The following is a 24,058-nucleotide window of genomic DNA, read 5'->3' on the forward strand; positions in this document are numbered from 1 at the left end:
ATACCAATGAGCATTCAACCTCCGTACCTGCTGACTCCCGGCCCCTTGACTACCAGTGTGAGCGTCAAGGCCGCCATGATGAAGGACTGGGGCTCCTGGGATCAGGACTTCAACACCAAGACCGCCGAGATCTGCCAGCAGTTGCTCCGCTGTGCCAATGCCAGTGAGCACCATGAGTGCGTGCCGATGCAGGGCAGCGGTACCTTCGCGGTCGAGGCGGCGCTGGGCAGTCTGATCGAGCCGACGAGTACGACGCTGGTGCTGGTCAATGGCGCCTATGGCAAGCGGCTGGTCAGTCTGCTGACCCGCATGGGGCGCGACTGCGACGTGCTGGCGTGGGGCGACGCCGAGGCGCCGTGTGCCAAGGCCGTGGCCGACAGACTCGCGGCAAGGCCCGAGATCGGTCATGTCGCCATGATTCACTGCGAGACTAGCTCCGGGATGCTCAATCCGGTGGCGGACATCGCCGAGGTGGTGGCGGCACACGGTCGTGAGCTGATTCTCGATTCGATGAGTGGCTTCGGGGCGTTGGAGATCGATGCGCAACGTACTCCGTTTCTGGCGTTGATCTCCTCGGCCAACAAATGCTTCGAAGGGGTGCCGGGGTTCGGCTTCGTGATCGCTCGGCGTGATGCGCTGCAGGCGGCACAGGGGCGTAGTCACTCGCTGTCGCTGGATCTGCACGATCAATGGCAGTACCTCAAGCGCACCGGCCAATGGCGTTATACCCCGCCGACTCACGTGGTGGCGGCGTTTCATCAGGCGCTGAAGGAACATGCCGAGGAGGGCGGCGTCGCGGGCCGCCACGCCCGGTATCGCGCCAACATGCAGCGACTGGTGGCAGGCATGCGTCAGCGCGGCTTCACGACCCTGCTCGACGATGCCTGGCTGTCACCGATCATCACCACCTTCCTGAGCCCGGCACACTCGGACTTCGACTTTTCACGTTTCTACGCCGAGCTCAAGGCACGTGGCTTCATCATCTACCCGGGCAAGCTCACCGACGTGGAGAGCTTCCGTATCGGCAGCATCGGACAGCTGGATGTCCGCGTGATGGATCAACTTCTGGCCGCCGTGGATGACGCGCTGGCCACCCTGGGTGTCGACGATGCCCGCCCGTGCGCTGACGCTGTCGCACTCAACTGACTGGAGAACTGTCATGCACTATCACACCCCGGATCGTCTGCAGGCTGCCATCTTCGATTGGGCCGGCACCCTGGTGGATTTCGGCTCCTTCGCGCCGACCCAGATCTTCGTCGAGGCCTTCGCGGAAATCGGCGTGGCCATCAGTCTGGAAGAGGCGCGCGGCCCGATGGGCATGGGCAAATGGGAACACATCCGAACCCTGTGTGATGACCCTGCGATCGCGGCCCGTTTCGAGGCGGCTTGTGGCCACGCCCCGAGTGATGCCGATGTCACGGCGCTTTATGAGCGCTTCATGCCGCTGCAGATCGACAAGATCGGGGCGCACTCCGCACTGATTCCCGGTGCGCTCGAGGTCATCAACGGGTTGCGCGACAAGGGCATCAAGATCGGCTCCTGCTCCGGCTATCCCCGCGAGGTGCTCGAGCAGGTGGTCGCACGGGGCAAGGGCAATGGGCTGGTGGTGGATCATGTCGTGGCCACCGATGAGGTGCCCAAGGGGCGGCCCTCTCCGGCGCAGTCTCTGGCCAATGTCATCGCGCTGGGCATCACTGACGTGGCGGCCTGCGTGAAGGTGGATGACACGGCGCCGGGGCTGCTGGAAGGTCGCAGTGCCGGCATGTGGACAGTCGCGTTGACCTGCTCCGGCAACGCCATGGGGCTGGATCACGCGGCGTTCATGGCCCTGTCAGAGGCAGAGCTCAACGAAAGGCGCAGCGCCATCGAAGCCCAGTTCGCGCCATCCGGGCCGCACTTCATGATCGACACCATCGCGCAGCTGCCCGAGGTGATCCGCGAGATCGAGGCGCGTCTGGCGCGTGGCGAGCGCCCCTGACAACCTGGTGACGGGGCGGCGATGCCAGGCCTGGCGCTGCACTGCCTGTCACCTCGCTCACCCACCTTGATCTACTACTTCACCCCACCACTTCACTCCACCCCTTCAGGCGCCAGCCCCGGGCCCTTGTATCAGGCCTGGAGGCTGGCGTCTTCTCGCGAAAGGTAAGGACATATGCTCATTGGCGATTGCCGCCTGGTTGCCCTGAAAGCCCGTAATCTCCGCATGCCTGTCCACATGCCCGTCTCCATGCACGGGCAAGCTCACTCTCAAGCCCAATTTCATGTTCAGGCCCAGTCTCATGTTCAAGCTCAAGCCCACACGATTGCCGTGAGCGCCTCTTGAGCCCACTGGCGCTGGGGCTCATCCTGATCTCGGTCTGCCTGCACGCGGGCTGGAATCTGCTCGGCAAGGGGCGGGCGCCGTCACTGGCCTTCTTCATGCTGGCCATGGCCAGTGGTGCGCTGATCTTTGCGCCGCTGCTGGGACTGGGGCCATCGTTTGCCGTGCTGCCCGCTGAATTCTGGGGCTGGCTGGTGGCCACCGGACTCTGTCAGGTGCTCTACATGGGCGGACTTGCCTGGGCCTATGCGCGCGGCGAGGTCAGTGTGCTGTATCCCATCGCGCGGGCCTTGCCGGTGGTGCTGGTGCCGCTGGTGTCACTGAGTCTACTGGGTAGTCAGACACTCACGGCGTTGGATCTGGTCGGCATGGGGTTGATCGTGCTCGGCGCGTTGGTGCTGCCCTTGAGCAGTCCGCAGGGCCTGCGCCCCTCGACCTACCTGACGCCCGCGTTGGGGTTCGCGCTGCTGGCAGCAGTCGGCACCACCGGCTATTCGCTGATCGACAAGCAGGCGCTGGATATCATGGTGAGTGTCGGTTACTTGCCCACCTCGGCGGGCGCTGTCTTTCTGGTGTTGCAGGCCATCATGACCGTCGCCTGGGGCGCGCTGCTGGTGATGTTGCTGCCGGCAGAGCGTCGCCGTCTGCCCGCGCTATGGCGGGGGGAGCGGGGCAGCATGGTGTTGACTGGCGTGATGGTGATGGCGACCTACGGGCTGGTGCTGGTTGCCATGACGTTGACGGCGGAGGTCAGTCTCGTCGTTGCGATGCGTCAACTGTCGATCCCTCTGGGAGTAGTGCTCGGCGTGGTCTGGTTGCGCGAGCGAGCGGCCATCGCCAAGTGGCTCGGCATCCTCATCATGCTGGCGGGACTGTGGACCGTTGCGCTGGTGTGAGGAAAGGCGTGGCATGAGGCACAAAAAAAGAGAGACAGGCGGCTGCCTGTCTCGCTTTTGTCTTTCTGCGGGTGCTGGCGGGGCATCACGTTGTCGTGAGCCCCTTCACCGCCATGCTTACTTGGCGTCTGCCACCAGCATTTCCAGCGTGGCGCGCGCGCCGTTGTCGTGCAGGCTCTTCAGGGCCTTGAGATAGGCATCGCGGAAGCGCGGCTGATCGACCAGGTCACCGAACAGTTCGCGGTTGTCCAGGAAGGCGGTCGGCTCTTCGCGCTGACGGCTGGCGCGCTCCATCAGCTCGTCCTTCAGCGGGTCGACCACGTCGATGGTCTCGCCTTGCTCGTCTACGCCTTCGGCATAACGTGCCCAGCTGGCCACGACGGCTGCAGTACGACGCAGTTCGCCGTCGGTCTTGAGCTGTGCGTGTGCCACCGGGATCAGGAACTTCGGAATGCGGTCGGAGGTCTCGGCGCACAGACGCGCGAGGGTGTCCTTGACTTCCGGGTTGGCGAAACGCTCGATCAGCGTGCGGCAATGGGCGTCGAGATCGATACCCGGCAGCTGGGCCAGCGTCGGGCGAGCTTCCTCATTCATGTAGCCGAGCAGGAAGTCGACGATCAGCGGGTCGTTGCAGGCTTCATGGGCGTAGCGATAGCCGGCCAGATAGCCGAAGTAGCACAGCGCCTGGTGACCGGCGTTGAGCAGACGCAGCTTCATCAGCTCATAGGGCTCGACATCTTCCACCGGCTGAACGCCGGCATCTTCAAAGGCCGGGCGGCCATTGGCGAAGTGATCTTCCAGCACCCACTGGGTGAAGGGCTCGCAGACCACCGGCCAGGCGTCTTCCACGCCGAAACGTGAGGACAGCTCTTCGATGTCAGCCGGCGTGGTCACCGGCGTGATGCGGTCGACCATGGAGTTGGGGAAGGGCACTTCGGCTTCGATCCATGCCGCCAGCTCGGCATCACGTGCACGCGCGTAGGCAGTGAACATCTTGTGAGCGACGTTGCCGTTGCCTTCGATGTTGTCGCAGGACATGACGGTGAACGGGGCGACGCCGCGCTCGCGACGACGGGCCAGGGCTTCGGTGATCAGGCCAAAGCTGGTCTTGGCTTCGCCCGGATTGGCCAGATCGTGCTGGACATCGGCATTCTCGAGATTGAATTCGCCGCTGACCGGGTGGAAGTTGTAACCACCTTCGGTGACGGTCAGCGAGACGATGCGGATCGCCGGGTCGGCCATCAGCTCGATGACGGCCTCCGGAGAATCCGGGGCAAAGCGGTAATCGATGATGGAACCCACCACACGCGGCTCATAGTTGCCGTCCGGGTGCTTGAGTACCACGGTGTAGAGATGGTCCTGAGAGGCCAGGGCTTCCTGCATGCGGCGGTCACCCGGCATCACACCGACGCCGACGATGCCCCAGTCCAGCGCCTTGCCCTGATTCATCAGCTCGTCGAGGTACATGGCCTGGTGCGCACGATGGAAACCGCCCACGCCGAAGTGGACGATACCGGCGCTGACCGCAGTGCGATCATAGTTCGGAGTGGCTACCTTGGCGTCCAGCTGAGTCAGACTGGCATTGGAGAGACGGGTCATGGGGAGGTCTCCTGCCGCGTGTCGCGGTCGAGTCGAGATGGGTAAAGAAAGGGTAGGTCGTAACGGCCAGCGGCGAAGGTCACCCGTGTGATTCAGGCTTCCTTCGCCGCTGGCATGGCAGGGGGCGGGCCCCTGCCGACTCAGCTAGCGGTGGCCGCTTGCTTCGGGGACTGCTTGTTGAACAGCGCCTTGCTGCGCTGCAGCTCCCAGTACGCGAAGATGAAGTAGATGATCGTCGACCAGATGGTCACGTCATAGAACAGTTCGCGATTCGCTTCGTAGCTGGCCAGGTCCGGGCTGCCGAACAGCACGCGCAGCGCGAGGACCATCGGCACCGCCAGGCCCAGCACCATCCAGATGGCCTTGATGGCCTTGGTCAAGCCCGAAGTGTCCTTGACCGGTGCGTGGTTGGTGGTCTCGGCCTGCTTGGCGTGAAGGGCTTCGACACGCTCCTGGAATTCCCGCTCGGCCGCTTCGGCTTTCGGGTAGGAGTCGGCTGCACCGGCAGATCTGGCCATCAGGGTGTAGAGAATGATGGAGACGAACCAGGTCGGCAGGAACAGGTAGTAGAACGGGATCACGTCGACCATCTCGAGGCCGAAGCCGAAGATCAGAGACAGCGCCCAGGTCGCCAGCGCCGGCGTGTTGTGCTTAACGCCCTTGTAGCGTGCCCAGTAACGGCTGAAGCCGAGTTTCGGGAACAGGTGATGCTCAGCGAAGATGATCCCGCCGACCGGCACCAGCACCAGACCCGCATAGGTCAGCAGTGGCAGCATGCTGCGGTAGACGAACGGGAAGCAGCTGAGCACGGCAACGCAGATGCCCACGGCCAGCGTCGCCTTGTTGCGCGACAGGTTCGGCATGGCCGACTGTGCGGCAAGGCCCGCGCGGTAAAGGTTGGCGTTGGCGGTTGTCCAGCCAGCGACGACCACGATCACGAAGCCGGCGGCGCCAAGGGCGTGCAACGCCACTTCACCCGGTTCCAGCACATCGATGCTGATACCGGCGACGGCAGCGGTGGCTGCCCCCATCAGGCCGGCGGAGATCCAGGCGACGTAGTGGCCGAACATCATGCCGGTGCTGGTCGCAAGGCCGGAGCGCATGCGCTTGGCATAGCGCAGCAGCGCCATGTCGATCAGACCGAAGTGGGAGAAGGTGTTGGCTGCCCAGGAGAAGCCGATGACTTCCCAGATGCCGATGCCTGCTTCGCCCTGGGAGTTGATCCCGGTGAAGACGGTACTGCCGGCGACATCAATGAAACTCGAGAAACTGTTCAGGCTGGTTTCACCGGTGACGGACTCCGCCAGTTCCGGCAGCAGTACCATGCCGCCGACGGTGAACATCAGCATCAGCCACGGGGCGCAGATGCTGGCAAATTCGGTCAGGGCATTGAAACCATAGACGGCAACCAATACCACGATGGCGGCAACGGCCAGTGCCAGCAGGATGAACTCGAAGCTGGTGGGGTAGGCCTGGGTCTGGGCTGGAATATCGAACAGCAGTCTGACCGCCGTGGCGGAAACGGTGATCATGGCCGCCGAGATGGCGGTGAATATGATCACGTTGGCCCAGTTGTAGAGCCGTGACATCGAATCACCGGCAATACGGTGAAGATAGGTGAAGAGGCTCAGACGGGTTTCGATCGCGATTGGCGTCGTGATCAACCAGAAGCTGAGCACTGCGAGGCCATTACCGATCAGCAGGCCCAGCAGGATATCCCAGATACCCGCACCGAGCGCGACGAAGGTGGCACCGATGACGAACTCGGTCGCGGCAACGTGCTCGGCGGCATAGAGACCGGCAAAGTGCGGCCACCGATGCAGTTTGTGACGTGGCACCGGCAGTAGCTCATCGTCCATATGGGCGATCTGCCGATCCAAATCTGGCGCAGTACTGGCCATGATTGGCTCCTGTTTTTTTACGGCTTGTCTTGCTGCTCCTACCCGAGATGTCACGCAGCCGCCTTGGCGTTCCTGTCGGCGATGACGAGGGTAGATCGTCTATTATCGATCAAATGACTCAGGTGTGGTGCAAATGATCGGTGAATGGTCATCAAAACGCAAAGCCCGCGTGCTTGAACTTTGGGCTATGCCCTCGAGTGATCATGGCTATTGAAGTCAGGAATGCGCTGAAGGCCGCATGAAATCTGGGCTTTAGGGATGGTGTCTCGATTCAATGACACGATTCAGCAAAATGAATTTTTCCGTTCTCACACCTCGTTCGGCGCCTGAAGCATTGTGTCCTGGCTAAAACGACCAACCCTCCAGGGCCAGATATCTCGCATTTCTGAGGATGTTCTCGCACCGATATGGTGCGAGTGGCGTACCAGGCATCCTTTCTTTTTGTCATGCCTCAGCGTCGTTCTGGTGGAGGCTCGAGAGTCGAAAGGGGAAATGGGGCAGCGGAGAGGACAGCGAAAGCCCGGTCTCTGCAAGAGAGCGCTATAAAGGTGGCGACATATAAAGGAGGGTGTTGGCCAGTGGCGACATCGACTTCGGTGCAATGCGACAGAAAGTGCATGAAATAACGACAAAGAACGAGAAAAATGAGACATCTTGCGGGCTTCCTCGGTTCTCGCTAAGGTTGCGCAACACTGTTTCCTAACCAGGAAGCCCCCAACATGACTCCCGGCGCTGTGATTGGCGGCGGGTCACGGCGAGGAGGCCAGCCATGCGAACACGCACACTGACCATTCTGATGATGATATTCACCCTGCTGGGAGCCCCGCTGGCTCAGGCAGGACCGCACGATAGAGGCCATGGGCATCATGACCGTGGGCACGGCCATCACGACCGTGGTCATCATGGCAAACAGCACAAGAAGCATTACAAGCAGCAGCGTCACCATGAGCGCCGCCGTCATGAGGCGCGACGCCACCACCAGTGGCGCCGTGGCGACCACTTGCCGCGTCATTACTATTCCGACAGCCGCTACTGGGTGAAGGACTGGCACCATCGCCACCTATCCAAGCCGCCGCGCGGTCATCGTTGGTTGAACATCGATGGGCGTTATGTGCTGGCAGCTGTGGCGGGTGGCGCGATCACGGCCATCATTCTCAATCGCTGATCAATCGGATCGTTGTTCTCGGCTACTCAAGCCAGCTTAAGAAAAAGGGCCTCTCACGAGGCCCTTTTTGCATGCGCTGTTTGCCGGCAGTGGCTTCAGGCGTAGGCGCTGCATACCCAGGTCATGGTCGCCGGTGTGTCACCGTTGTAGGTGATGGCGTGACCGAGGGTGCTGTCGAAGGCCAGGCTATCGCCGACCTTTAGCTGGATGGGGTCGTAGAGTTCGGTCCAGACCGTCACCTCACCGCTGGTCACGATGATCTGTTCCTGGCCGGAGTGTTTCTGCAGGCCGCCGAATTCCTCGAGACTGCGATTGAGCACCGTGGTCTCCAATACCATGTATTCCTTGGACGCCACATTGTTGCAAAGCGGCCGATACCGGTAGTTGGGCGTCTCGATGACGTCTCCCTCCTGTGCTCGCGTCAAGGCGAGCCAACCCCGAAATGACGTGTCTTCCGTGTGATAGAACAGCTCGCTGACATCCACCTTCAGGCCCTTGGCGAGATTCACGATCGCCTCGAAGGTCGGGGAGATGCGTCCATTCTCGATTCTCGACACGCTGGCCGCCGAGATACCTGATGCGCTGGCCACGGCCGCGATGGTCAGTCCCTTCTCCTTGCGCAGCGCCTTGAGATTGTCACCAATGGCGCCTGCCTTGCGTTCTCTGTGCTTCAGAGCGATCGGCGTTTCCTGGTGGGATGTCATGTCAACTTGCTCCATCGAGTTCGTCTTCTGGGTGGCGTCTGTCGCGTCTGCCGTTGCTCTGTGCCCGTGTGGCGCATGGGCGCCGAGTCATCAGGTCATGCAGCGGCAGGAGAAAGGCGTGAGCGCCATGTTGGCGTCCATTTAGAGCTTCCGTGAGCAAAATGTCGAGCCCGATATCCATATTTGACCCAATATTGCATATATGCAATTGTGAGGGCGAATGCGCAATCGACAGTGGCCGTCCACTGGACGTGTATCAGGCCTCAGCCTGTATCAGGCATTCGCCTGCTGGTACGTATGGTATTGCACTCCAATTAAAATAATCTTGGGAAAACAATAATGTACAACTTCAAGAAACAGCTCCTCGGCATGGGTATCGCTGCCAGCCTGTTGGCGACTGCCACGACTCAGGCGGCGGACATCGAGTGGAAGATGGCGACCCCGTGGGGTGGTGGGCCCTGGCTTGAACGGGATGCCAAGACCTTCGCGGACTATGCAAACGAATTGACCAATGGCGACGTGAGTATCCAGGTATTCCCCGGTGGCACCCTGGGCGGCGCGCTGCGCGTCACCAATACCGTGAAGTCCGGTGTCGCTCAGATCAGCCATAACTACATCAACTATGACTACGGAACTGACCCGACGGCAGCGCTGCTGGCCGGGCACTCCAGCGGCCTGACGCCGGAAGAATTCATGCTGTGGATGTACGAGGGCGGCGGTGTCGAGCTCTATGAAGCCTTCCGTCGCGAGGTGTTCGGCGTCGTGGCCTTCCCGTGCTCAACCCTGGGCACCGAGATATTCCTGCACTCGAGCAAGAAGGTGCAGACGCTTGAAGACTTCCAGGGACTGCGCCTGAGAACATCGGGTGCCTGGGCTGAAATCGCCTCACGCCTTGGGGCCTCTACCGTGGTGATGGCCGGCAGTGACATCTATACGGCGCTGGATCGTGGTGTGATTGATGCGGCGGAGTGGGGGAGTCCTGAGCTCAACAAGCCGACCGGTTTCCAGAATGTGGCGCAGTACGTCATCTTGCCGGGCATCCATCAGTCAGGCGGCATTCTGGAGTGTGAAGTGAATGTCGAGGCGTGGGACGGCCTGAGCGACGCCCAGCAGAGCCAGTTGCGTCTCGCGGGCAAGCTGAGCGTGTTCGAGTCCTGGCTGGATAGCTCCTTTGCCGATCTCAAGGCCTTCAAGGAGCTGGAAGATGGCCCCAACGAAATCGTGCAGCTGGATCAATCCTTCATCGATGCCATCTACGAAGAGACTCGTGCCTGGGAAGACGAGAAGGCGGGCGAGAATGAGTGGTTCGCACGTGTGCTTGAGTCGCAACGTACCTTCAAGCAGAGCATGACGACCTGGCAGGACTACCGTTTGCCGATCGGGGAGATGGGACGCTGAGTCCTCTTGAATGATGTCCTTGGCCCGGGCGATACCTGTTCCGCTCGGGCTCTTTCCTTGTCGTCATCCTGGTGAGTTGCCATGAAAATCGTCGCTGTCATTGAGCGTCAGACCCGCTGGGCCGGGTATCTGGGGGCAGTCCTGATACTGCCGCTGGTGCTTGCGTTGGTCTATGAAGTCTTCAGTCGTTACGTGCTGGGAAAGCCCACCTTATGGGCGTTTGAGATCAGCTACATGGTGATGGGCGCCATCTTCATGCTTGGCATGGCAAATGCCCTGCGTGTCGGCCAGCACGTCAGTGTGGATGTGTTGAGCCAGAATTTTGCACCGCGTCTCAGAGCTGGAATTCATCTGGCCTGTTATGCGGTGTTGCTGCCGGTATTGATGTGGCTTGTCTGGGAGCTGTGGCTCTATGTGCTCGAGGCGTTCTCCAGCAATGAGCGCTCCGGACGTTCTGCGTGGAATCCCGTGATCTGGCCGGTCTTCGGCGTCTGGTGGCTGGGCTTCGTCTATCTGACGCTGCAGGTGATCGCGGAGATGTTGAAGCTCTGGAGCGCACTGCTGGGCCATGATCATGGCGCGGAGGTGTCCTCATGAGTGACTTCATTGCCCTCATCATGTTCCCAGCGCTCATCGCGCTGATCGTGCTCGGTTTCCCGATCGCCTTCTCGATGATCGTTGTCGCCACCATCTTCGGCGTTGCCCAGTTCGGGGATGCCGCAGCCTATCAATTGCTGACCAAGATCGAGGACACGGCGTCCAATTCGATCCTTGCCGCCGTACCGCTGTTCATCTTCATGGGCGCGATGCTCGAGAATTCCGGCATTGCCGAGCGACTGTTCGGGGCCATCCACCTGTGGACACGCCGGATGCCCGGTGGGCTGGGCGTCGGCGCAGTCATCATGGGGACCATCTTCGCGGCTGCCAGTGGCGTGGTGGGCGCGACCGAGGCAGTGATCGGCATGCTGGCAGTGCCGGTCATGCTCAAGCATCACTACGACAAGTCGCTGATCTCCGGCACCATCTGTGCCAGTGGATCATTGGGCACGGCGATCCCGCCTTCCATTACCGTGGTCATTCTCGGGCCTGTCGCGGGTGTCTCCGTCGGTTCACTGTTCAGTGGCCTGTTGATTCCGGGACTGTTGATGGCGCTGCTGTTCCTTGTCTACATCGTCGTGGTCTGTGCGCTGAAGCCTGCGCTCGCGCCGCGACTCAAGGAAGATGAGCAGCATCCCGGCTGGGGCAAGCTGCTCACCATCACCCTGAGTGCATTGCTGCCGACCATGAGTCTGATCCTGGTGGTATTGGGCACGATTCTGATGGGCATCGCCACGCCGACGGAAGCGGCAGCCTGTGGGGCGCTCGGCTCCGTCTTGCTGGCACTGGGCTATCGCAACCTCACGCTGTCCATCCTGTGGAACGCGGCGATACGCACGCTCAACATCACTGCGATGATTCTGCTGATCGTGCTGGGCGGCAACATGTTCGCGGGCGTCTTCTTTGCCTCCGGCGGCATGGCGACCGTTCAATCGCTGCTGCTGGATACTGGATTGAGCCCGTGGCTGATTCTCGGCGCCATCCTGCTGATCGCTTTCCTGGCCGGTTTCGTGCTTGACATGATCTCGGTGGTGCTGATCGTCATTCCCGTGGCGATGCCGGTCATCGGCCTGCTCGGGTTCGATGAGATCTGGTTCTGCGTGGCCTTCCTGATCGTGATGCAGACGAGCTATCTGACACCGCCGTTGGCGCCCTCCATCTTCTACCTGCGTGCCATCACGCCGCCTGAAGTGACGCTGAAGCACATGTACAAGGGGGTGATGCCCTTCATCTGCCTGCAGCTGGTGGTATTGGCGCTGATCCTGGCCTTCCCGGGGCTGGCGCTGTGGTTGCCTGATGCCATCAGCGGGCCGTCATGGAAATGATGGACACCTTATTGGAAAGGAATGAGTTCGCATGAGTGATGCAACACAGGAAGAGGCAGGAATGGACGTCAATCTCGATCGGGCAGCGCTCAAGGCGCTATGTCACAAGGTGCTGAGCCATCATGGCTTCAGTGAGCCACATGTCGATGCCATGAGTGACGCGCTGCTGGCTGGGGAAATGGATGGCTGTCGATCCCATGGGCTCTATCGCCTGATGGGGTTCGTCGCGACACTGAACAATGGCGGTGTGGTGCCGGACGCCGTGCCGGTCGTAGAGGATACGGCGCCCTCCATCGTCAAGGTGGATGCCAAGGGGGGCTTCTCCTCGCTGGCCTTCCAGCAGGGCGTGCCTGAGCTGGTCAACAAGGCGAAGACCAACGGCATTGCCATCCTGGCCATCAATCATTGCGTGCATGGCACGGCATTGTGGGTCGAGATCGAGCGGCTGACCCGAGAAGGGCTGGTAGCCATCGCCTGCAACCCGACCCAGTCGTACATGGCGCCGTATGGAGGCAGTCAGCCGCTGCTGGGGACCAACCCCATCGCCTTCGGCTGGCCGCGCGAAAACGGGAACCCGTACGTGTTCGACTTCGCGACCAGCGCCATCGCGCGCGGCGATATTGAGCTGCATCGTCGTCAGGGGGACGAGATCCCGCTGGGCTGGGGAGTCGATCGAGAGGGCACGCCGTCAAAGGACCCTGCCGAAGTACTGGATCATGGGGCGATGCTGCCCTTCGGTGACCACAAGGGCTCTGCGCTGGCGATCATGATCGAGTTGATTGCAGGGCCGCTGATCGGTGACATGCTGAGTATCGAGTCCAGCGAGCACGATCAAGGCAAAGGTAGCCTGCCGTATCATGGTGAGCTGATCATCGCGATGGACCCGGCACGCCTGACGGGCGGCAGCACTCAGCAGCACATGCTGCGCTCTGAAAGGCTGTTTGAGCTGGTCAAGCAGCAGGGGGCACGTCTTTCCTCCGAGCGCCGCTTCAAGGCTCGCCAGGTACATCAAGAAGAGGGCGTCACGCTGTCGAGAGCCTTGTATGAGGATATTCTCAAGCTGACATCGTGAACGCCCATGGCGGCCAGACAGTGGAGCGATCGCTACAAAAGCCCACTGAAGGAAGTCTCGACGCATGACGTCGTGACGGAAGAAAACAGAACGGTCGCCCTCGGGCGGCCGTTCTTGCCTCCAAGGGGCTGCCGTCGGCGCTGTCGTTGGCGCTGTCAGGCATTACACCTGCTGATACTGAGTGTCCATCCAGTTCTGCCTGATTATGCGCACCAGCGGTCGAGCGAACTTTTCAGCAAATGCGTGGATGCTGATAGCGTAAGGCGTGCCGGGAGGCATTGGCGCTCCCTTGATGGCCATTGGAAGAGGGCAGGACATGACGCTTGAGACGAGTTCGCGGTTTCGGGGGTGCTTGTTGGGCGGCGCGACGGGGGATGCGCTGGGCGCGGCAGTCGAATTCCTGTCATTCGAGGAGATCCAGGCACGTTTTGGAAGTGATGGCATACGTGACTATGCCCCGGCCTACGGTGGGCTGGGGCGGATTACCGATGATACGCAGATGACGCTGTTTACCGCCGAGGGGCTGTTGCGCAGTCATGTGCGTGGCTGTCTGAGAGGCATCACGACGCAAAGTGGCTTGGTCAGCAGCGCCTACGAGCGCTGGCTTTACACCCAGGGCGAACGCTCGCGGCAGGAGACCGAGCAGGAATGGTTGGACAGTGGCTGGCTGATCAAGCAACGCGAGCTCCATTCGCGGCGCGCCCCGGGCATGACATGCCTGTCAGCGCTCAAGCAGATGCGTGCCTACGGTGACAGGGCGCAGAACGACAGCAAGGGCTGTGGTGGGGTGATGCGTGTGGCACCTGTCGGCTTGTTCGCGCATGCGATGGGAGCCTCCCATGAGATGTGCTTCGCACTCGGGGAAGAGGTCTGTGCGCTGACCCATGGTCACGTGACCGGTCAGCAGACGGGCGGCGTGCTGGCGGTGATGATCCAGTGCCTGGTGGCGGGTGACTCGATGGCACAGGCACTTGCGCACGCCATGCGCATTCTGGAGCGCAAATCAGGCTGCGAAGAGACCATGCAGGCCCTGAAGCAAGCCCGCGAGCTTGCCGAGTCCGACACTGCGCCGCAGGTGGCTGTCGTGATGCTGGGGTTGGGATGGATCGCGGAAGAGGCCCTGGCGATGTCCGTGTATTGCGCACTCACCGCGCGGGATTTCCGCTCCGCTATCCAGATCGCGGTCAATCATGATGGGGATTCGGATTCCACGGGCGCCATCACGGGTAACCTGCTCGGGGCGCAATGGGGAGAAGAGGCGATACCCACCGATTGGCTGGCGCCGCTTGAACTGCGAGATGTCATCGGCGAGATAGCGCAGGACCTGCACGATTGCCCTCGCTGGGAGCTCTACACCGATGGCGGCGGCAAGGATGAGCGGTGGGTCTGGGAGAAATACCCGGGGTATTGAGTCGCAGTGCAGCCACATGAAAAACGCGGAGCCATCTTCCAATGGCTCCGCGTTTTCGTATCTGGACAACAATTTTCATCGCCCGTCGCGATGAAGGGGAACGCATAGGTGCAGAGAGCGCTTGAAACAGGTGACTTGAGAGGGCGCTCACGGGTTTCGTAAGCGGTTGATAATACTATGCTTATTACCAAAGTCGTAGATGAGTGTCTGTCCAGCTGGTCAGGCGAGTGACGCATTGGTTCGTGATTGGAATCAATGCTGTTCCAGTGGAGGGATATCTCGCGTGGCGGGTTTCGTCCACAATGCGCTCATTCCACATTGCACGAAACGGCAGTCTGGATCGGGTCGATGGCTGGCGCCTGTCAAGACGCCTTCCACTTTTTTGAAGATGGCATGCATCCAACCCGTTGGCGCAAGCGTAAGACTCTACAAGCACAACGGTGAGGGTTTCAGCAGGGTAGAAAGACATACTGCTGACGAATGCCTTCCTCATGATCGCGACCAAAGTTGAAGTGCTAGGCAGCGGTACCGGAGCAGACCTGAGTGACTGATCGACATTCGATCACTGGCGACATGCACCTTCATGGTTGTACAGAAGTGATGCAAAAAGCTTGCAAGGGTTTTGCGTGGTGAGGGTTCTCATCACTTGCGTGTACCGAGGCAATGACAAGGCATCTCAATCTGGTTCTTTGATGGAAACAGTGAGCTGCCAGCAACACGGCTAGTGTGATAGCGCAATAATCATTAGTCTGTTAACAAGTTAGACGGGTGCAGCCGAGACTGCACACGACATCACAAGGGCAACATCGCCCAGGACAAGCAAAGGAAAATCATCATGAAAACTCTCAACCTCAAGACTCTGATCGCCGCCGCCGCTCTCGCTACCGTGAGCACTGCCTCCTTCGCAGCGGATGACAGCCCGGCCGCACAGCGTGTTCAGCAGTCCGTCAGCCAGGACGTCGTCGTCGGCACTGCCCAGCAGGCACCGACTGCCCAGGCCACCTTCGCCGATACCGGCATGAGCGTTGCCGCAGGTCGTGTCGAGACTGCCCTCAATCAGTCCGCCATCGAAGGCAAGGGTGTTGCCACCGTCAGCCGCGAGCAGGCCTTCGACAATGACGCCGGCAAGAGTGTCGCTGCTACCCGCGTTCAGCACGCCCTGAGCGACAGCAACGTCTGAGCCATTCAGCCGTCTTGCCCGGGCACTCACGCCCACTGACCACTTTGTTCATCGAGGAGATTCATCATGAAAACCATCAAGACTCTGATCGCCGCCGCCGCTCTCGCTACCGTCAGCACCGCCACCTTCGCCGCGGATGACAGCCCGGCCGCCCAGCGTGTCCAGCAGTCCATCAGCCAGGACGTAGTCGTCGGCACCGCTCAGTCAGCCGCTACCCAGCAAGCCAGCTTCGCGGAAACCGGCATGAGCGTCGCGGCAGGTCGCATTCAGCAGTCCATCAGTGCCGATCGCATCCAGGGTCAGTCGCACACCGCGGCCACTGCCAGCCAGGCATTCGATAACGATGCCGGCAAGAGTGTCGCAGCGACTCGCGTCCAGCACGCCCTGAACGACAGCAACGTCTGAACCATCGTCAAGCCTGACCTGGATTGCCGGGTCTGATCATCGCTTTGCCCTTCATCGAGGAGATACACCATGAACACTCTCAAGACTCTGATCGCCGCTGCCGCACTCGCCACCGTCAGCACCGCGTCCTTCGCCGCCGACGATAGCCCGGCCGCCAAGCGCGTCCAGCACAACGTCAGTGACAGCGTCATCCATGGCTCTGCCCAGCAAGCTCCGACCGCCCAGGCGACCTTCGCGGAAACCGGCATGAGCACCGCTGCTGGTCGTTTCCAGGTGGCATCCGGTGACGACGAGATCCGTGGCCATGATCGCTCCATCCATCTGCAGGAATTCGATGTCGCCAATGATTCCGGCGATAGCGTTGCCGGCACCCGTGTTCGTCACGCCGTGAGCGACGTCAACGTCTGAGACGTCCGACGTCTGCGTCAGGCGCTTGCAGGCCAGGTGTCTGCACTGACATGACCTTTTTCGACAGGAGAACCCCCATGCAATCCCTCAAGTCCCTATTTGCCATTGCCGCATTGTTTGTTGCCGCCACTGGCGTGGCCTCTGCCAATGACAGCGAAGCCGATGCCCGCGTCCGTGCCACCCTCAGTGATCGCGTGATCATGGGCCAGGCACAGCCGGTGACTCAGCAAGCCGCGCTGCATCACGTTGACGCCGTGGAAACCGGCATGAGTGTCGCTGCCAGCCGCGTCCAGAAATCCATCAGCAACGCCGGCATCCAGGGCACCACCCGTGCACTGGCGAGCGATACGGCTGATTACGTCAACGACGCTGGCAAGAGCGTCTCTGCTACACGCGTCGAGCATGCCTTGAACGAAAGCGCATGATCTCTCGTCGGCGGATGAACATCCTCCGACTCTGCAAGACAGCCAAGGATGCCGATATGCCATCGACTTGCCCCTGTCAGTTGCTGAATGGATCCACTGACCATCGTGTCGCGTCATGATGGTCAGTGTCCCAGAGAAGAATACGTGAGAGAGAAGAACGCTTGAGCAAGTGTTTTGGCTGAGTGGAAGCCAGTGTGGAAGTGCGCACTCGTCATCAACTGCAGAGCCCTTGCTCAAACGCTTTCCTGTCCTGAATGTCCTGTCCCGACATTCCCTGCCCGCCTTTGGTGGGCTTTTTTCGTTGCATGAAGGTAATCAGCAGCGGAGATCGACAGCAGGGAGAGGCAGCCGGGACAGGCGGGCGGGACAGAATGGTGGGACAGAAAGCCGGGTCATGCCGCGACCAGCTTGGCCTCCATCAGGGTTTGCACATAGGGCGGCAGGTCCCCTGTGGCGAGGCTTGTGATATCTCCCAGATGCTCGGTGCGGCCATTGCGCAGCACCAGTACGCGGTCCGCGAAATGACTGACCAGCCCCAGGTCATGGGTGACGAAGACCAGGCTCAGACCGCGCTCACGCTTGAGGCGTTGCAGCAGGCGAATGATGGCGGCCTGAACCGAGACATCCAGTGCCGAGGTGATCTCGTCACACAGCAGGATGTCGGGTTCGGCAGCCAGTGCGCGAGCGATGGCCACGCGTTGCTGCTCGCCCCCCGACAGCTGGCTGGGCAGACGATCCAGATAGAGCGCAGGCAGGCGCACCTCTTCCAGCAGTGACTGGGCGCGCTGGCGGGCGGCATCGCCCTTGAGATCGAACCAGCGAGACAGCACCGGCGCGAGGGATTCGAATACGGTCAGTCGAGGATTCAGTGCCGTACTGGCATGCTGGAAGATGTACTGGACCTTCTGACGCTGCACCGGACGCCGCTCGGCGACCAACCCCGCCAAGGGCTCCTGACGCAGACTGAGCTTTCCGGAGACAGGGGAGAGCAGGCCGGCCAGCGCCTTGAGGATCGAGGTCTTGCCGCTGCCGGATTCGCCGATCAAGGCCAGCGTTTCGCCTTGCTGGAGCGTGAATGCCACATCGCTGACGGTGAGCGCCGGCGTTTCACCGCGCAGGCGCGCCAGCCAGCCGGGCATGCGATAGCACAGGTTCAGCGACTCCACGGCCAGCAGCGGCGCGACGTCCAGCGACGTGGCTGACTGCGAGTCGTTCTTTACGCGATCCGCCCGCTCATCGGTCGATGCGTTACTTTCCGCACTTTTCGCACTTTTCGCACTTTCTCCGCTCTCCGCATGCGCTCTGCCCACTGATTCATGACCTTCCAGCGCATGATGACAAGCGTAGCTGCCTTGCCAGCTCGGCACGCTGTCACGGCACGTCTCACTGGCGCGCGGACAGCGCGGTGCGAAGGCACAGCCCTTGATGGCGCTTCCCACCAGGGGCGGCGTGCCTTCCAGCGCGGCGTCAGGTCGATAGCACTGACTGCCTGGAGTCGCGGCCAGCAGCGCGTGACCATAGGGGTGGCGCGGGCCGTCCAGGAAGTCGCGAGTCGCGGCGACCTCCACCAGTTGACCGGCATACATCACCGCGACGCGGTCACACAGGTGAGATACCGCGCCCAGATCATGACTGACGAAGACGATGCTCATGCCCAGCTCAGCGCGCAGCGAGGCCAACAGCGCCAGAATCTCATTCTGGGTGCTGGCATCCAGGCCGGTGGTCGGCTCATCCATCACCAGCACACGTGGACGTTGCGCCAGGGCCAGCGCCAGACTGGCGCGTTGCTGCTGTCCGCCGGAGAGCTGGTGCGGATAACGCTGCATCAGCACTTCGGGGTGAGGGAGGTGGACGCGTCGCAGCCATGCCACGGCCTGCTGTTCGCGTGCCGCCTTGCCTTTCACGCCCTGTGACAACAGCGTCTCGCACAGCAGACTGCCGAGCGTGAGGTGGGGCGTCATCGCCTTTTCGGCATGCTGAGACACCAGCCCGAGCCTGAGTTCGCCCAGCCAGCGCCCCGGTTGATGATGAAAGCTCAGCTGGTGGTGCTCGTCGTGAAGAGGGTCATGACTTGTAGAGGCAGTGGCAGAGGTGGAGGCAGTGGCAGAAGTGGAGCCAGAGGCGGGCGCAGGTAAGGCGACACTCACCTCGCCGGTGCGCACCAGGCTGCCCCGACGCAACAGGCCCAGCATGGCCGTGGCCAAGGTGCTCTTGCCGCTGCCGGACTCGCCCACCAGGCCCAGAATCTCGCCCTGGCCCAGGCTCAGGTCGATACCGCGCAGTACGGGTCGCCAGGTCTGCTGGCGATCATGAAAGCCGATGTTGAGATCGCGAACGCGGATCACGGCGTTGTCCGTCATGGCGTCACCTTTGGAGTTCGGAGTCATTCGGGGCGCCCCGCACGGTCGATGCCCAGTGTCTTGGCCAGGGTGTCGGCGACCAGATTGATGGCGATGATCAGGCTGGATAGCGCCACGATCGGCGGCAGCACGGCCCAAGGCGCAAACGACATGAAGCCGCGGCCATCGGCGACCATCAGCCCCCAGTCCGGGGTCGGCGGGGAGACACCGAAGCCGAGAAATGACAGCGAGCTGAAGGCCAGCAATGCCCAGGACCAGCGCATCGCCAGCTCGACGAGGATGGTGTCGAGCACGTTGGGTTTGATCTCGCGCCACAGCAGGCGCAGCAGGCTGTCGCCGCGCAGCCGTGCGGCCTGTATATAGTCAAGGCACAGCACTTCGCGGCACGCCGTGACCATCACGCGCACCACCGCCACGCCATAGAAGATGCCCAGAGTCAGGATGAAGACCAGCGGGCCGGGGCCCATCACGCCGATGACCAGCAACAGGAACAGTAGCCAGGGAATCGACAGCAGGGCGTCCACCAGGCGCATGGCGATGTTCTCGACCCGCCCGCCGATGATGGCCAACAGCATGCCGCAGGCGCTGCCCCATACCACGGCCAGCACGGCGGCCGGCAGCGAGGTGTAGATGGCCTCGCGGCCCCCGGCCAGGGTACGGCTGAGGACATCGCGGCCGAGCTGGTCGGTGCCCAGCCAATGTTCGGCACTGGGGGGCAGCAGTGACGCGAGACTGTCACCCGCGGAGATGTCATGGGGCGCCAGCCAGCGGCCAGCGACGGCCAGCAGCAGGTGCAGGCCGATCAGTACCAGGCCAATTCGGCCCTGGGGGTTGGCCCACAGCAGCGCCAGGGTGTGTTGGCCCGGCAGGCTGGTCATGGCCAGTCGCGGGCCGCGCACGGTCGTCGAGGAAGAAGCGTTCATGAGGACTCAGGCTGTCTTGAGTTTGGGATTGAGCACGATGACCAGCATGTCGGCGACCAGATTGCACAGCACATAGGTGACGGAGAGCACCAGTGCGCAGGTCTGCACCACCGGCATGTCGCGGTCATTGATGGCCGAGATCATCAGGCGCCCCAGCCCCGGATAGTTGAAGACCTGTTCGACGATCACCACGCCGCCCAGCAGCCAGGCGATGGTCATGGCGGCCAGACTGATGGTCGGCAGCAGGGCGGCCGGCGCCAGATGACGGATCACCAGACGCCAGCGCGGCAGCTGGCGGATACGCGCCATGTTCATGAAGTCGCTGTCCATCACGCTGATGGTGTTGGAGCGGGTCATGCGCATCATGTGTGCCATGGCCACCAGCGCCAGCGTGATGGCGGGCAGCCAGACACCGGGCAGCAGGTTCCATAGACTCTCGTTGGCACCGGCCACGGTGATGGCAGGAAACCACGGCAGCCAGATGGCGAAGGCCAGGGTCAGCAGGGTGGCGCTGATGAATTCCGGCACCGTCATGGCGATCAGCACCAGGCTGGAGAGGCTGGAGTCGATCCAGCTGTCGCGCTTGAGCGCCGCGATCAGCCCCAGCAGGATGGCCAGCGGAATGGCCATCACGGTCGCGATGCCGCCCAGTAGCAAGGTATTGGCTAGACGCGGCATCAAGGTATCACTGACGGGTGCACGACTTGTCAGCGAGGTGCCGAAATCACCACTCAGCAACTGCCCCCACCAGCTGACGAAGCGTGTCGCCACCGGCGTGTCCAAGCCAAGCTCGGCACGACACTGGGCGAGATTGATTGGGGTCATGCTGCGTCCCAGGTAGTTGACGCAGAAGTCGCCGGGCAGCATCTCGATCACCCAGAACACCACGCAGGCCACGACGATTAGCGTGAAGCCGCCATACAGACAGCGCTGCAACAGCATTGCCCACATCTCAGTCCACCTCCTGAAGGTCGCGTGCCCGCAGTGGCGTTGAAGCCTCATCGAGGGGCGGCAGGCCCAGCACCTGACGCAGGCGCGGGTGGAGGGCCAGTGACTCGAGCTCAAGACGCTCGCCCGCGCTGATCGACGGGCCATGCAGAATGGCGAAGCGCTGATCCGACGTGGCGCCGGGACCGAAACCGTGCGTGGAGACATAGCCGGGCGCCGCCATCAGCTCCGCGTGATGGGCATGCTTGCAGGCGGGTTCAAAGCTCATGCCCGGCGGTGCCTGATAGAGCTGGATATGCGTCACGTCCGGGGGCAGGAAGTCGGCGGCCGCGAGCGGCGTGACGCCGAACTCGGCCAGGCGCGCAGCCTGCTCGCGTTGGCGTTCGTCGTCATCACAGGCCACCAGCAACAGGCCACCATCACATTGCAGCGCGACATCCGGTAGAAGGCGGTCTGCCACCAGCGCCCGCTGGACCGGGGCATGACCATGATCACTGAAGACACACAGGTGGTAGGCCTCGCGCCTGTTGATGGCCTCAAGGCCGGCCAGCAGGCTGCCGAGCTGGGCATCGACCACCATCAGGGCGCCATCGACCAGGGCGTCATCATTGCCATGCACATGCAGGCAGTAATCGGGGGTGTTGAGTTCGATCAGCACCAGCTCTGGCGTTTCGCGCTCGATCAGCGACAGTGCCTCGTTGAGCAGCTGCTGGTCATTGCTCATGGCGCGCATCAGGGCGTCATTGCGGGCATCCCAGTGATTCAGACGCGGCGCGGTCATGCCCTTGGCGCGCAGGTCACCTTCCTCCCACCAGGGCGACAGATACCAGTTACAGCTCTCGGGGCGGGCCAGCCCGAAGCCGAGGCTGGCCACCCGAAGTCCTGTCGCGCGCGCGGCCTCGAGCAGGGTCTCGCCCCGCAGGTCCTCGACCCTTGCTGGACGAAAATGCCCTGCAGTGGCGCTGGCGCCTGAGGCGTGACGGTCGCTGTCGGTCTCAGTCCCTGTAACAGACGCAAACTCCACCTCAGAATCGGGGCAATGGATGCCGTTGGAATAGATACCGTTTGAGTAGATGCCGTGCACCTGAGCCGGTTGCCCGGTCAGGACGCCCGCTCGCGCGGGCATCGAATTGGCATTGGTATCGGCACCCAGGCGCTCGATCAGCAGGCCGTCTCTGGCTAGGGCATCGAGATGCGGCAGGCGCGCCCGCGTCTCGGCGAAGCGCTGACTGCTGATGCCGTCCATCAGAATCAGGATCAGGCCAGGGCGGGACATCAGCTCTCTCCCTGCTTGTCGACCTGGTGCCAGCGAATCGCGAAGTGCTCGACCGCCGGGATATGCACCCCACGCTTCATGACGCGATTGTTGTTGAGGTGGAAGGGAATCAGCGTCGCGCCGGTATCGGTCAGCAGTGCCTGGGCCTGGTGATAGAGCTCGGTGCGTGCTTCGTCATCCAGGGTGGCGCGTGCCTTGGCGAGCAGGGCATCGAATTCAGGATTCTGGTAGGCCGATTCATTCCAGTTGGCCTCGCTCTGGAAGATCTCGTTGAGCACCTGATCGGTGGGGCGCTGGCCCCATGCCGTGGTGAAGGCCGGCTTCTTCATCCAGGCAGTGTTCCAGTAATCCGCTGCGGGCACGTTGTGCACGTTGACGGTGATGCCGGCCTCGGCCGCCTGGCGCTGGTAGAGCTCCGTCATCGGGCGGAAGTAGTTGTCGACGCCGCTGGTGTAGACGTCGATCTCCAGCCCATCGGCATACCCCGCGTCGCTCAGCAGGCTGCGAGCGGTGTCGAGGTCCTGCGGGCATTGCTGCGCCAGCTTGTACTGATCGCCATTCCAGACCGGGTTGTCACAGGTAATGGTGGCACCGCCCTTGCCGAACAGCAGGTTGACCATCTCCTCGCGGTCGGCCACCAGACGCAGCGCGCGTCGCACGCGCACATCCTGGAAGACCTCGTCGTCGGCGCGGAACACCATGCCACGCCAGTCGCCGGTGGCGATGGAGTCGTAGTGGTAAGCCGGGTTGCTGGAGAACAGGCGCAGCTGCTGGGCGTTGACGCCATTCCAGCCCGACCAGTCAATCTGGCCGGCCAGCAATGCCTGGGTGCGGGCGTTGTCATCGGGAATGCCGATGAGGTCCATGCCATCCAGCTTCGGTGCGCCTTCCCAGTAGTCAGCGAAGGCTTCGAAGGTGGTGGTGCCCTGCGGGTCGAATTCGACCAGCTTGAAGGGGCCGGTACCGATGCCCTGCAGTGAGGTGTCGTCATCAAAGCCGACCGGCACGATCTTGGCGCGGTAATCCATCAGCAGAATCGGCAGGTCAGCATGGGACTGGCTGAGACGGAACACGATCTGACCGGCCTCATTGACGCTGATGTCCTCGATGACGGACAGCGCGGCACGTGCTGGGGCATCGCGCTCGGGGTCGAGCAGACGCGTGAAGCTGTAGATGACGTCATCTGCGCTCAGCGCCTTGCCATTGTGAAAGCTGACCCCGTCACGCAGCGTGAAGGTCCACTCATCGGCAGCGGGGTTGGCCTGCCACTCGGAGGCCAGGTCCGACACCGGCTCGCCCTTGCTGCCCTGACGGACCAGGCGGCTGTAGATCAGCTGGTTGGCCGAGTAGAAGCGCGTCGGGGAGATGGGGTCCAGTGACTCCTTGCCACTGAACTCGACCCAATGCGGAGTGCGCAGTGTCTCGGCATGGGCCAGCTGGGGGACGGCCAGTTGGGCGAAGGCGGCAAGGCCAATGGCGGCGATCAAGGGCTTCTTCATGTCAGGCTCCAGGCAAGGGCAACGGTCAGGGACGGTAGTCAGGGGCGGTAGTCAGGTACGGTCATCAGGTAAAGCAAGCAGGTTCCGCAGCCGGGTCAGGCCGGCAGGCAAGCCATTGGATGGCGCTTGGAACAGTCCGCCGGGACGGTTGAACTGCGTCAGCGCTGTCGTGTTGAGGCGTCATCTTTGGCGCAGATGATGACGTTTCCGTGACAGATGCCGGCCGTTGGCCGCAACAAAAGTTGC

At 62.0% G+C, this 24,058-nt stretch carries 21 protein-coding genes; 13 read left to right on the forward strand and 8 right to left on the reverse strand.

Features of this window, described 5'->3' with window-relative positions; translation table 11 throughout:
* The first annotated feature begins 6 nt into the window (after nucleotides 1-6).
* The 3 genes from F8A90_RS06950 to F8A90_RS06960 all read left to right on the forward strand — a co-directional run bounded on the left by F8A90_RS06950 (nucleotide 7) and on the right by F8A90_RS06960 (nucleotide 3,216).
* On the forward strand, nucleotides 7-1,146 hold the full coding sequence (locus tag F8A90_RS06950; protein WP_200019511.1) for a 2-aminoethylphosphonate--pyruvate transaminase: 1,140 nt from the start codon (nucleotides 7-9) through the stop codon (nucleotides 1,144-1,146).
* Nucleotides 1,147-1,159: 13 nt separating this feature from the next.
* Nucleotides 1,160-1,978 (forward strand): phosphonoacetaldehyde hydrolase, encoded by an 819-nt coding sequence (gene phnX / locus F8A90_RS06955; RefSeq protein WP_107335051.1) that lies wholly within the window; start codon nucleotides 1,160-1,162, stop codon nucleotides 1,976-1,978.
* A gap of 341 nt (nucleotides 1,979-2,319) precedes the next feature.
* Complete coding sequence (locus tag F8A90_RS06960) at nucleotides 2,320-3,216, forward strand: drug/metabolite transporter (RefSeq protein WP_200019512.1); 897 nt, start codon at nucleotides 2,320-2,322, stop codon at nucleotides 3,214-3,216.
* Between the two features lie 117 nt (nucleotides 3,217-3,333).
* On the opposite strand, the gene F8A90_RS06965 is transcribed toward F8A90_RS06960, so the two are convergent.
* A complete protein-coding gene (locus tag F8A90_RS06965; protein ID WP_200019513.1) occupies nucleotides 3,334-4,815 on the reverse strand; it encodes a mannitol dehydrogenase family protein in 1,482 nt (493 codons plus the stop codon).
* 140 nt (nucleotides 4,816-4,955) lie between these two features.
* Complete coding sequence (locus tag F8A90_RS06970; RefSeq protein ID WP_200019514.1) at nucleotides 4,956-6,716, reverse strand: purine-cytosine permease family protein; 1,761 nt, start codon at nucleotides 6,714-6,716, stop codon at nucleotides 4,956-4,958.
* Nucleotides 6,717-7,485: 769 nt separating this feature from the next.
* On the opposite strand from F8A90_RS06970, the gene F8A90_RS06975 reads away from it, so the two are divergent.
* Nucleotides 7,486-7,881, forward strand: a complete 396-nt coding sequence (locus tag F8A90_RS06975) for an RcnB family protein (RefSeq protein WP_200019515.1) — start codon at nucleotides 7,486-7,488, stop codon at nucleotides 7,879-7,881.
* Nucleotides 7,882-7,976: 95 nt separating this feature from the next.
* On the opposite strand, the gene F8A90_RS06980 is transcribed toward F8A90_RS06975, so the two are convergent.
* A complete protein-coding gene (locus tag F8A90_RS06980; RefSeq protein WP_164850339.1) occupies nucleotides 7,977-8,585 on the reverse strand; it encodes a helix-turn-helix domain-containing protein in 609 nt (202 codons plus the stop codon).
* Nucleotides 8,586-8,924: 339 nt separating this feature from the next.
* Between F8A90_RS06980 and F8A90_RS06985 the strand changes: the two genes are divergently transcribed.
* The 9 genes from F8A90_RS06985 to F8A90_RS07025 all read left to right on the forward strand — a co-directional run bounded on the left by F8A90_RS06985 (nucleotide 8,925) and on the right by F8A90_RS07025 (nucleotide 16,806).
* Nucleotides 8,925-9,983, forward strand: coding sequence for a C4-dicarboxylate ABC transporter substrate-binding protein (locus F8A90_RS06985; RefSeq protein ID WP_200019516.1), 1,059 nt, complete (start codon nucleotides 8,925-8,927; stop codon nucleotides 9,981-9,983).
* An 81-nt stretch (nucleotides 9,984-10,064) separates the two neighbouring features.
* A complete protein-coding gene (locus F8A90_RS06990; protein ID WP_200019517.1) occupies nucleotides 10,065-10,580 on the forward strand; it encodes a TRAP transporter small permease subunit in 516 nt (171 codons plus the stop codon).
* Nucleotides 10,577-11,905 (forward strand): TRAP transporter large permease, encoded by a 1,329-nt coding sequence (locus tag F8A90_RS06995; protein ID WP_233593527.1) that lies wholly within the window; start codon nucleotides 10,577-10,579, stop codon nucleotides 11,903-11,905. The genes F8A90_RS06990 and F8A90_RS06995 overlap by 4 nt, the downstream gene beginning before the upstream one ends.
* Nucleotides 11,906-11,936: 31 nt before the next feature.
* Nucleotides 11,937-12,977, forward strand: a complete 1,041-nt coding sequence (locus F8A90_RS07000) for an Ldh family oxidoreductase (protein ID WP_233593529.1) — start codon at nucleotides 11,937-11,939, stop codon at nucleotides 12,975-12,977.
* 316 nt (nucleotides 12,978-13,293) lie between these two features.
* Nucleotides 13,294-14,388 (forward strand): ADP-ribosylglycohydrolase family protein, encoded by a 1,095-nt coding sequence (locus F8A90_RS07005; protein ID WP_200019518.1) that lies wholly within the window; start codon nucleotides 13,294-13,296, stop codon nucleotides 14,386-14,388.
* A gap of 835 nt (nucleotides 14,389-15,223) precedes the next feature.
* Entirely contained in the window at nucleotides 15,224-15,568 is a 345-nt protein-coding gene (locus F8A90_RS07010; protein WP_043334022.1) for a hypothetical protein, read from the forward strand.
* Between the two features lie 66 nt (nucleotides 15,569-15,634).
* Entirely contained in the window at nucleotides 15,635-15,973 is a 339-nt protein-coding gene (locus tag F8A90_RS07015; RefSeq protein WP_200019519.1) for a hypothetical protein, read from the forward strand.
* A 69-nt stretch (nucleotides 15,974-16,042) separates the two neighbouring features.
* On the forward strand, nucleotides 16,043-16,381 hold the full coding sequence (locus tag F8A90_RS07020; protein ID WP_043332307.1) for a hypothetical protein: 339 nt from the start codon (nucleotides 16,043-16,045) through the stop codon (nucleotides 16,379-16,381).
* 77 nt (nucleotides 16,382-16,458) lie between these two features.
* Nucleotides 16,459-16,806 (forward strand): hypothetical protein, encoded by a 348-nt coding sequence (locus F8A90_RS07025; RefSeq protein ID WP_200019520.1) that lies wholly within the window; start codon nucleotides 16,459-16,461, stop codon nucleotides 16,804-16,806.
* 392 nt (nucleotides 16,807-17,198) lie between these two features.
* Here the strand turns inward: F8A90_RS07025 and F8A90_RS07030 are convergent, their stop codons facing one another.
* From F8A90_RS07030 to F8A90_RS07050, 5 genes are read right to left on the reverse strand one after another with little or no spacing between them, the layout of a single operon-like run.
* On the reverse strand, nucleotides 17,199-19,166 hold the full coding sequence (locus tag F8A90_RS07030; RefSeq protein ID WP_233593530.1) for an ABC transporter ATP-binding protein: 1,968 nt from the start codon (nucleotides 19,164-19,166) through the stop codon (nucleotides 17,199-17,201).
* Between the two features lie 23 nt (nucleotides 19,167-19,189).
* A complete protein-coding gene (locus tag F8A90_RS07035; RefSeq protein WP_200019522.1) occupies nucleotides 19,190-20,089 on the reverse strand; it encodes an ABC transporter permease in 900 nt (299 codons plus the stop codon).
* A 6-nt stretch (nucleotides 20,090-20,095) separates the two neighbouring features.
* A complete protein-coding gene (locus tag F8A90_RS07040) occupies nucleotides 20,096-21,040 on the reverse strand; it encodes an ABC transporter permease (protein WP_200019523.1) in 945 nt (314 codons plus the stop codon).
* Nucleotide 21,041: 1 nt separating this feature from the next.
* Nucleotides 21,042-22,313, reverse strand: coding sequence for an alkaline phosphatase family protein (locus F8A90_RS07045; protein WP_200019524.1), 1,272 nt, complete (start codon nucleotides 22,311-22,313; stop codon nucleotides 21,042-21,044).
* Nucleotides 22,313-23,812, reverse strand: coding sequence for an ABC transporter substrate-binding protein (locus F8A90_RS07050; protein ID WP_200019525.1), 1,500 nt, complete (start codon nucleotides 23,810-23,812; stop codon nucleotides 22,313-22,315). The genes F8A90_RS07045 and F8A90_RS07050 overlap by 1 nt, the downstream gene beginning before the upstream one ends.
* Nucleotides 23,813-24,058 lie beyond the last annotated feature (246 nt).

The sequence above is a fragment of the Cobetia sp. cqz5-12 genome (assembly GCF_016495405.1).
Classification (GTDB): Bacteria; Pseudomonadota; Gammaproteobacteria; order Pseudomonadales; family Halomonadaceae; genus Cobetia.